Source organism: Streptococcus infantis, assembly GCF_047464415.1.
GTDB lineage: Bacteria > Bacillota > Bacilli > Lactobacillales > Streptococcaceae > Streptococcus > Streptococcus infantis_AE.
Window position 1 is genome coordinate 1 of record NZ_JASHBX010000027.1, and the last position, 9,146, is coordinate 9,146.

At 40.5% G+C, this 9,146-nt stretch carries 8 protein-coding genes; 6 read left to right on the plus strand and 2 right to left on the minus strand.

Going from position 1 to position 9,146, the window contains the following annotated elements:
• Positions 1 to 124 precede the first annotated feature (124 nt).
• Both dusB and hslO read right to left on the minus strand, forming a co-directional pair.
• Positions 125 to 1,105 carry a tRNA dihydrouridine synthase DusB gene (gene dusB / locus QM460_RS10025; protein ID WP_414267937.1) on the minus strand — a complete coding sequence of 327 codons (981 nt, stop codon included), beginning with the start codon at positions 1,103 to 1,105 and terminating at the stop codon, positions 125 to 127.
• Positions 1,092 to 1,964, minus strand: a complete 873-nt coding sequence (gene hslO, locus QM460_RS10030) for an Hsp33 family molecular chaperone HslO (RefSeq protein WP_414290022.1) — start codon at positions 1,962 to 1,964, stop codon at positions 1,092 to 1,094. Before hslO ends, dusB begins: the two co-directional genes overlap by 14 nt.
• A gap of 238 nt (positions 1,965 to 2,202) precedes the next feature.
• Between hslO and QM460_RS10035 the strand changes: the two genes are divergently transcribed.
• The 6 genes from QM460_RS10035 (at position 2,203) to nt5e (ending at position 9,022) form a co-directional block, all read left to right on the plus strand.
• Positions 2,203 to 2,334: a teichoic acid D-Ala incorporation-associated protein DltX gene (locus QM460_RS10035; RefSeq protein ID WP_000358457.1), complete on the plus strand. Its 132-nt coding sequence runs from the start codon at positions 2,203 to 2,205 to the stop codon at positions 2,332 to 2,334.
• Positions 2,335 to 2,354: 20 nt separating this feature from the next.
• Positions 2,355 to 3,905: a D-alanine--poly(phosphoribitol) ligase subunit DltA gene (dltA, locus tag QM460_RS10040; protein WP_414290023.1), complete on the plus strand. Its 1,551-nt coding sequence runs from the start codon at positions 2,355 to 2,357 to the stop codon at positions 3,903 to 3,905.
• Complete coding sequence (gene dltB / locus QM460_RS10045; RefSeq protein ID WP_414290024.1) at positions 3,902 to 5,146, plus strand: D-alanyl-lipoteichoic acid biosynthesis protein DltB; 1,245 nt, start codon at positions 3,902 to 3,904, stop codon at positions 5,144 to 5,146. The genes dltA and dltB overlap by 4 nt, the downstream gene beginning before the upstream one ends.
• 13 nt (positions 5,147 to 5,159) lie before the next feature.
• Positions 5,160 to 5,399, plus strand: coding sequence for a D-alanine--poly(phosphoribitol) ligase subunit DltC (dltC, locus tag QM460_RS10050; RefSeq protein ID WP_000351968.1), 240 nt, complete (start codon positions 5,160 to 5,162; stop codon positions 5,397 to 5,399).
• A complete protein-coding gene (gene dltD, locus QM460_RS10055; protein ID WP_414290025.1) occupies positions 5,392 to 6,660 on the plus strand; it encodes a D-alanyl-lipoteichoic acid biosynthesis protein DltD in 1,269 nt (422 codons plus the stop codon). The genes dltC and dltD overlap by 8 nt, the downstream gene beginning before the upstream one ends.
• 139 nt (positions 6,661 to 6,799) lie before the next feature.
• Complete coding sequence (nt5e, locus tag QM460_RS10060; RefSeq protein WP_414290026.1) at positions 6,800 to 9,022, plus strand: cell surface ecto-5'-nucleotidase Nt5e; 2,223 nt, start codon at positions 6,800 to 6,802, stop codon at positions 9,020 to 9,022.
• Positions 9,023 to 9,146 lie beyond the last annotated feature (124 nt).

The following is a 9,146-nucleotide window of genomic DNA, read 5'->3' on the forward strand; positions in this document are numbered from 1 at the left end:
AGGCAAGTGACGAGTCAAGAGCAATAAGGCTTGAACAACGTGAAAGCCAGCGTCTTTAGGCGCTGGCTGGTAATTTGGGCTTATAGCCCTGGTACAAACCACCCGTTTGACGGGTGGTTATGATTTATGCTTTCTCTAACTGTAAGAGTGCTTCAATCTCTGCTAGTGTGCTAGCTTGTGAGATAGCACCACGGAGTTTAGCTGCACCCGATGTTCCACGGAGGTAGTGAGGAGCGAGTCCACGGAATTCACGGACCGCAACCTTTTCTCCCTTGAGGTTGATTAAGCGTTTCAAATGCTCGTAGGCGATGTTCATCTTATCTTCAAAGGTTAAATCAGGAAGGATTTCTCCAGTTTCAAAGTAATGATTGATTTGATTGAAGAGATAAGGATTCCCCATAGCTGCGCGTCCAATCATAACGGCATCAGCACCGACTTCTTCGATGCGTTGTTTGGCTTCTTGGACAGTGCGAATGTCACCGTTAGCGATAAATGGAATTTTTGTCAGAGCTTGTGCAACCTTGTGAAGAGTCTCCAAATCTGCATGTCCAGTGTACATTTGTTCACGAGTACGACCGTGCATAGCAAGTGCAGAGACACCTGCAGCCTCAGCGGCGAGAGCATTTTCCACAGCTAGAGATGGATCAGACCAGCCTGTACGCATTTTGACAGTGAGAGGGATATCAAGGACTGATTGAACTTTGTTAATGATAGAGTAGATCTTGTCTGGATCCTTGAGCCACATAGCGCCAGCTTCGTTTTTCACGATTTTGTTAACTGGACAGCCCATGTTGATATCAACGATATCGGTCTTGGTGTTTTCTTGGATGAATTCTGCTGCGCGTGCTAGGCTGTCTTCATCACTACCAAATAGTTGGATAGAGACTGGGTTTTCTCCTTCATCGATATGAAGCATGTGAAGAGTCTTTTCGTTGTTGTATTGGATTCCCTTGTCAGAGACCATTTCCATGACAACGAGTCCAGCTCCAAGTTCTTTAGCAATGGTGCGGAAGGCGGAGTTGGTTACACCAGCCATGGGTGCTAAAACGGTACGATTGGGAATCTCAACATTGCCAATCATAAAGGGTGTATTAAGATTTGTCACGAATGAGTTCCTCCAGGTCGTTTTCATCAAAGTTATAAGTTGTTTGGCAGAATTGACAAGTGATTTCTGCCCCGTGATCTTGTTCCTTCATTTCCTGCAAGTCTGAGCTTGGGAGACTCGAAAGAGCCTTCATAAATCGTTCTTTGCTGCAGTCACATTGGAAACGAATCTCTTCTTCAGACAAGCGTTTGTATGGTTCGTCGCCGTAGATAGCCTTTAGAAGAGCTTCGATATGGTCGTCGCTTTCTAGAAGAGTTGAAATGGCAGGCATTTCTTGGATGCGTTTTTCAAAACGAGCGATTTCTTCTTCCTTGGCTCCTGGCAAAACTTGAACAAGGAAACCGCCTGCTACTTTGACCTTGTCTTCTTCGTCCAAAAGGACATTGAGTCCAACTGCTGACGGAGTTTGTTGGCTTTCTGTCAAGTAGAAGGCAAGATCTTCTCCGATTTCTCCAGAGATAAGCGGAGTCATAGAGTTATAAGGATTTCCAGTGCCGTAGTCTGTGATAACGAGAAATTGACCATTGCCGACAAAAGGTCCGACTAGAACTTCACCAGTTGCAGTCTTTTTGATGTCAACACCAGGATTTTGAACGTAGCCTTTGACGTTCCCCTTGGTATCAGCTACGGTGATGATGGCACCTAGAGAGCTAGTTCCAAGAACTTTAACCGTTAGCTTGGTATTTCCTTTTTCATTGGCTGCGAGAATCTGGCTAGCGATAAGGGTGCGGCCAAGTGCAACAGTTGAGCTAGCTTGGGTTTGATGTTTTTCTTGAGCAGTGCGGACAGTTTCAGTGCTATCAAGAACATAAGCACGAAAGGCCCCGCTTTCTGATATAGTTTTAATAATTTTATCCATAGCTACTATTTTAGCATAAAAATGCCCAAAGGGGGAGTGGGGTGTCTACTATCGTTTTAAAGTGATTTATTTATATCAGTGAAATTATGAAGAAAGAACTAAAGTAGGCTAAAATCAACTCCCCAAAAATGGTAAACAGTTGAAAATAGAGGGAATAAAGTGGTAAAATGGGAACAAGAAAAAATAGTAATTGTATATTTGCATAAAATTATTGAAAATTTACAAAAAGAAGTTAATTATGGATAAAAAGAAACCAATCTATGTTTTTTTAGGGCAAACGGTCCTGTATTTTATTGTTCTACTTGGTTTGCTTTACTTTTTTAGTTACCTAGGACAAAGTCAGGGAAGCTTTATTTACAATGAATTTTAGTTTAAAGGAGAAAAATCATCGTGTCTAATAAGCCGATAAAAGATATGATTGAAGCGATTGAATATTTCGCCCAAACTCAACCTACCTTTCCAGTATACAATGTCTTAGGGCAAGAGCACACTTATGGTGATTTAAAGGCTGATTCAGATAGTTTGGCTGCAACCATTGATCAGCTAGGATTACCTGAAAAATCTCCAGTAGTCGTTTTTGGTGGTCAGGAGTATGAAATGTTGGCTACCTTTGTAGCTCTGACTAAGTCTGGTCATGCCTATATTCCAATCGATAGCCATTCGGCTTTGGAGCGTGTGTCTGCCATTGTTGAAGTAGCAGAGCCAAGCTTAATCATCGCCATTTCAGAGTTTCCAATCGAAACCCCAGCTGCTCCAATCATGTCCTTGGAGCAGGTGCGTGAAGCTTATGCGGCTCAAAAAGCTTATGATTTGCAGCATCCGGTCAAGGGGGATGATAACTACTACATCATCTTTACATCAGGGACAACTGGAAAACCAAAAGGGGTGCAAATTTCGCATGATAATTTGCTCAGCTTTACCAACTGGATGATTACGGACAAGGAATTTGCGACGCCAGAGCGTCCACAAATGTTGGCTCAGCCACCTTATTCATTTGACTTGTCTGTCATGTATTGGGCACCGACCTTGGCTCTTGGTGGAACCCTTTTTGCTCTTCCATCAGCCATCACTCAAGACTTCAAACAACTCTTTGCGACCATCTTTTCACTTCCAATTGCTATCTGGACTTCGACACCATCTTTTGCAGATATGGCCATGTTGTCTGAAGATTTTAATGCTGAAAAGATGCCAGGCATTACTCATTTTTACTTTGATGGGGAAGAGTTGACAGTTAAAACAGCTCAGAAATTGCGCGAGCGTTTCCCGAATGCACGCATCATCAATGCTTATGGGCCAACGGAAGCAACAGTTGCTTTGTCAGCAGTCGCTATTACAGATGAGATGTTGGCAACCTTGAAACGTCTTCCGATTGGTTACACCAAACCTGATTCACCAACCTTTATCATCGATGAAGAGGGCAATAAACTGCCAAATGGAGAACAAGGGGAGATCATCGTATCTGGTCCAGCTGTTTCAAAAGGCTACATGAACAATCCTGAAAAAACAGCTGAAGCTTTCTTCGAATTTGAAGGTCTGCCAGCCTACCATACGGGAGATGTCGGAAGCATGACAGATGAAGGTCTTCTTCTTTATGGTGGACGGATGGACTTCCAGATCAAGTTTAATGGCTATCGTATTGAACTAGAGGATGTCTCTCAAAACTTGAACAAATCCAAGTATGTTGAATCTGCTGTTGCAGTTCCACGTTACAACAAAGACCACAAGGTCCAAAATCTCTTGGCCTATGTTATCTTAAAAGATGGCGTCAAAGAACAATTTGAGCGCGAAATTGATATCACGAAAGCTATCAAGGAAGACTTGGAAGATATTATGATGTCTTACATGATGCCGTCTAAGTTCCTTTACAGAAAGGAATTGCCACTGACTCCAAATGGCAAGATTGATATCAAAGGATTAATTAACGAGGTGAATAATAGATGATGGATTTCCTGAAACAGCTGCCTCATATTGAGCCGTATGGGAATCCGCAGTACTTTTTGTACGTGATTACTGCTACCTTGCCAATCTTTATCGGACTTTTTTTCAAAAAACGCTTTGCCTGGTATGAAATACTGGTTAGTCTCTTCTTTATCGTTACCATGTTGACGGGTGGCAAGACCAATCAATTGGCTGCCTTAGGGATCTATCTAATCTGGCAAATCTTGTTGGTTCTTTTTTACAAGCAGTATCGAAAAATTCGAGATGGCAAATGGATTTTCTATCTCGTTAGTCTGTTGTCTTTGCTTCCAATCATATTTGTAAAGGCGCAAACAGCCATTAACGGAACACAATCCTTGCTGGGTTTTATCGGAATTTCTTATTTGACATTTCGTTCGGTGGGAATCATTATCGAACTTAGAGATGGAGTCATTAAGGATTTGAAGATGTGGGAGTATTTGCGTTTTCTTCTCTTTATGCCAACATTTTCAAGTGGTCCTATTGATCGTTTCAAACGTTTTAATGAAAATTATAAGACGATACCAGAGCGCGATGAGTTGCTAGATATGCTAGCTGAGTCAGTTCGATATATCATGTGGGGATTTCTGTATAAATTTATCCTAGCTCATATTTTAGGCGAGATTTTATTACCACCGCTAAAGAATTTAGCTCTACAAACAGGTGGCGTCTTTAACTATTATGTAGTGGCCATCATGTACACATTTGGTTTGGAGCTCTTCTTTGACTTTGCAGGTTACTCTATGTTTGCTCTAGCTATTTCAAATCTGATGGGGATTCGTAGTCCGATCAACTTCAACAAACCCTTTTTATCAAGGGATTTGAAGGAGTTTTGGAATCGTTGGCACATGAGTTTATCCTTCTGGTTCCGTGACTTTGTCTTTATGCGCATGGTCATGGTGATGACGAGAAAGAAGCTTTTTAAGAATCGAAATGTGACCTCAAGTGTCGCCTATATCCTGAACATGCTCCTTATGGGGTTCTGGCATGGGATTACTTGGTTTTACATCGCCTACGGACTCTTTCATGGGCTAGGTTTAGTGATTAATGATGCTTGGGTTCGAAAGAAAAAAACGCTCAATAAAGAACGTAAGAAAGCAGGGCAAGCTCCCTTGCCTGAGAATCGTTGGGTTCAGTTGCTTGGCATGGTTATAACCTTCCATGTCGTGATGATTTCATTCTTAATCTTCTCTGGATTTTTGAATGATTTATGGTTTAAAAAATAAAAGGAATTAAAAAATGGATATCAAATCAGAAGTTATTGAAATTATTGATGAATTGTTTATGGAAGATGTTTCTGACATGATGGATGAAGATCTTTTTGATGCAGGTGTCTTGGATAGTATGGGGACAGTTGAATTGATCGTGGAAATCGAAAATCGCTTTGATATTCGTGTCCCAGTTACAGAATTTGGTCGTGATGACTGGAATACAGCTAATAAAATCGTAGCAGGAATTACGGAGTTAAAGAATGCTTAAACGCTTGTGGCTAATTTTCGGGCCTGTCTTTGTAGCGGGCTTGTTGGTGTGCCTTCTTATCTGTTTCTATCCAAGTAGCCCAAGTCATAATCTCATGGAGGAAAAATACTCTGCCGCTTCGATAAGTGCAGAAAGCTTTAAGGAAAGAAGTCAAAAAGTAAGAGCTCTTACGGATCCTGATATGCGTTTTGTGCCTTTTTTTGGATCTAGTGAGTGGATGCGTTTTGATAGTATGCATCCAGCAGTACTAGCTGAAAAGTATGACCGTTCTTATCGCCCTTACTTTATGGGACAGGCAGGAGCAGCTACCCTCAGTCAGTATTTTGGAATACAACAAATTACATCCGAACTTGAAAATAAGCAAGCGGTATTTGTCATTTCCCCACAGTGGTTTACAAAAGAAGATCATGACCCGACTATTTTCCAAACTTATTTTAACAATGACCAGTTGACTGCCTTTTTAGAGAATCAATCTGGGGATGCAGCCTCTCAGTATGCTGCCAATAGACTCTTAAAGCAAAATCCTGGTGTTTCTATGAAGAGCATCGTTGAAAAATTAGCTAAAGGAGAAAAATTATCAGAGTTCGACCAAAGTATGATTAATATTTCGTCGCAATTAAATGAGAAACAATCAGCTCTTTTTGGACAATTCTCCATTCGTGGACGCTTAAGGTACAAAGATCATGTTGAGAAATATTTGAGCAGTCTCCCAGATCAATTTTCTTATGAAGAATTGGAAAATATCGCTCGAAAAGAGGGTGAAGAAAATACAACCAATAATGATTTGGGAGTAGAGAACCATTTTTACAATACTAAGTTAAAGAAAGATTGGAAAAAATGGGAAGGTTCTCAAAAGAATTTTAACTTTCTCAAATCACCTGAGTACAATGATTTGCAGCTAGTGCTTGATCAGTTTGCCAAGTCTAAGGTCAATGTGCTCTTTGTCTTTCAACCTGTCAATAAAAAATGGATGGATTATACCGGGTTAAGTGAGGAGATGTATCAACACACAGTTGAAAAAATTCGTTACCAGTTGGAAAGTCAGGGTTTCACTAATATCGCTGACTTTTCAAAAAACGGTGGAGATCCCTACTTTGTTAAGGACACGATTCATATCGGTTGGTTAGGCTGGTTAGCATTTGATAAGGTTGTAAATCCCTTTTTGAGCAATCCAACAACAGCGCCTGATTACCAAATGAATGACCGTTTCTTTAGCCAAGATTGGGCAACCTATGATGGAAATATCCAAGATTTTCAATAATATAGAAAAGGAGTTTGAACTTTTTGTTCAGACTTTTTTTATGAAATGTCGGATAGGTTACCTTCAAAAAGGTTAAAAGTTTAAAAATGATGCTAAATAGCGTATAATAGTAGAAGAAAGAAGAGAAAGGGATTTCAATATGAATAAACGTTTTTTGTTGCCTGTGCTATCGACAGCCCTATTAGCTCCAACCTTTTTAGCTGGACAAGTCTATGCTGAAGAAAGTACTAGTTCTTCAGAAGTAACAGAAGTTGTGAATACTGCAGAAGCACCAGTAGTAACAGCGACTTCTGAGGTTGTTACAAGTCCGGCAACGCTAGTTGAAGAGGCTGCACCTCAAAAAGAAGAAGCAGATACTGTTATCTTGCATACCAATGACGTGCATGGTCGTATTGTAGAAGAAAAAGGAGTAATCGGAGATGCCAAACTCGCAACGGTTATTGAGAAGGAGCGAGAAAAGAGCGATCAAACGACTCTAGTAGTAGATGCCGGCGATGCCTTCCAAGGTCTGCCAATTTCAAACTCTACAAAGGGTGAAGCACGTGCCAAAATCTTAAACGAGATGGGCTATGATGCTATGGCTGTAGGAAATCATGAGTTTGACTTTGGACTTGATGAAGTTAAAAAATACAAAGAAATTTTGAACTTCCCATTGCTTAGCTCAAACACTTATGTCAATGGTGCTCGTTTATTTGAAGCAGCAACAATTGTTGATAAGAACAAGGATGTTGAAGGTGATGAATTTGTCGTCATCGGTGTGACAACGCCTGAAACAGCTACCAAGACCCACCCTAAAAATGTTACAGGTGTAACCTTTACAGAGCCTATTGCAGAGGTTAATAAGGTTATCGAAGAAATTCAAGCTAAAGCCTTGGCAGAAGGCAAAGACTACAAACACTATGTTGTCCTTGCTCACTTGGGAGTTGATACAACAACACCAGTAGAATGGCGTGGTTCTACTCTTGCAGAAGCACTTTCAAAAAATCCTCTTTTGAAAGGTAAGCGTGTCACTGTTATTGATGGTCACTCTCATACAGTAGAATCTACTACCTATGGGGACAATGTAACCTACAACCAGACAGGAAGCTATCTCCATAACGTTGGTAAAATCACTTATAAATCTCGCCAATTATTGGGAAATCCTTCACTCATTGCAGCTGCAGATGCTAAGAAATTGGAAGCTAATCCAAAAATTGAAAAACTTGTCAAGGATATCAAACAAAAGTATGACGCTGAAAATGCTATAGAAGTTGTTTCAAATAGTCCAGTTGAATTGAACGGTGACCGTGAAAATGTCCGTGTTCGTGAAACCAACCTTGGAAATGTTGTCGCAGATTCTCTCTATCAATACGGTCAAACAGGCTTTAGTCATCCAACAGATATCGCTGTGACCAATGGTGGTGGCTTGCGTGAAACGATTGCCAAAGATAAGCCAATTACAAAAGGCAATGTCATTGCGGTTCTACCATTTGGGAACACAATTTCCCAAATTCAAGTAACTGGTCAGCAAGTTTTTGACATGTTTGAAAAATCACTCGGATCTATCTTACAAGTGGATAAGTCAGGAAAAACTGTCTTGGATGAAAATGGTCAACCATTGTTAGAACCAAGTGGCGGATTCTTACAGATTTCAGGAGCCAAGGTCTATTACGATACAAATCTAGCTGCAGGCAAACGTGTCTTGGCTATTCAAGTTAAGAATCGTGCAACTGGTCTTTATGAAAAACTAGATTTGGAAAAAGTTTACTACCTAGCAACCAATGACTTCCTTGCAGCAGGTGGTGATGGTTATACCATGCTTGGTGGTGCCAGAGAAGAAGGCCCTTCAATGGATGCTGCCTTTGAAGATTACCTTAAAACAGCTGATTTGACTCAGTATGAAAAGGTAAATCCAAACTCACGCACGATTTCTGTGGATTCAAAAACATTTAAACTGCCAGAAGATCAAGGTAAAGAGCAAAATCCAGCTAAACCAGGAAAAGATTCAGCAACAGATCCAGCAAAACCAGAAAAAGATTCAGCAAAAACTCCTACTCAACCAGGAAAAACTCAGGAAACAACTCCGGCTAATTCAGGAAATGATGCAACTAAGCCAGGAAAAGTTCAAAAGACAACTCCAGTTAAATCGGAGCAAGATTCAGCAACAAAAACAACTCCATCAGGAAAAAATCAGGGAACAACTCCTGCTCAAACATCTACTGTAAAAGTTGATTATAAGGTTGCAGATAAATTTGCCAACAAGACAGTTGTATCAGAAAAATTACTTCCAAATACAGGTAGTGAGCAATCTATTTTCATGATGCTATTGGGTATGATTCTTGGAGCGACAGCCCTCTGGACTAGTCGTAAACAAGAAAAATAGGCTCTTTGTCAACTGTAGTGGGTTGAATAAAAGCTAACATCTGGAGAGGACAATTGTTGTCCTCTCCATTTTTATATTCAGAGCGATGAAAATTCGTTTCTTAAAGTTGTTAAAGTTCCTAAAA

Excerpts from the sequence above, each read along its gene's own strand:
- dltB (WP_414290024.1), top strand. The coding sequence starts at position 3,902 with ATGATGGATTTCCTGAAACAGCTGCCTCATATTGAGCCGTATGGGAAT.
- dltC (WP_000351968.1), top strand. The coding sequence starts at position 5,160 with ATGGATATCAAATCAGAAGTTATTGAAATTATTGATGAATTGTTTATG.
- nt5e (WP_414290026.1), top strand. The coding sequence starts at position 6,800 with ATGAATAAACGTTTTTTGTTGCCTGTGCTATCGACAGCCCTATTAGCT.
- hslO (WP_414290022.1), bottom strand. The coding sequence starts at position 1,964 with ATGGATAAAATTATTAAAACTATATCAGAAAGCGGGGCCTTTCGTGCT.
- dltD (WP_414290025.1), top strand. The coding sequence starts at position 5,392 with ATGCTTAAACGCTTGTGGCTAATTTTCGGGCCTGTCTTTGTAGCGGGC.
- QM460_RS10035 (WP_000358457.1), top strand. The coding sequence starts at position 2,203 with ATGGATAAAAAGAAACCAATCTATGTTTTTTTAGGGCAAACGGTCCTG.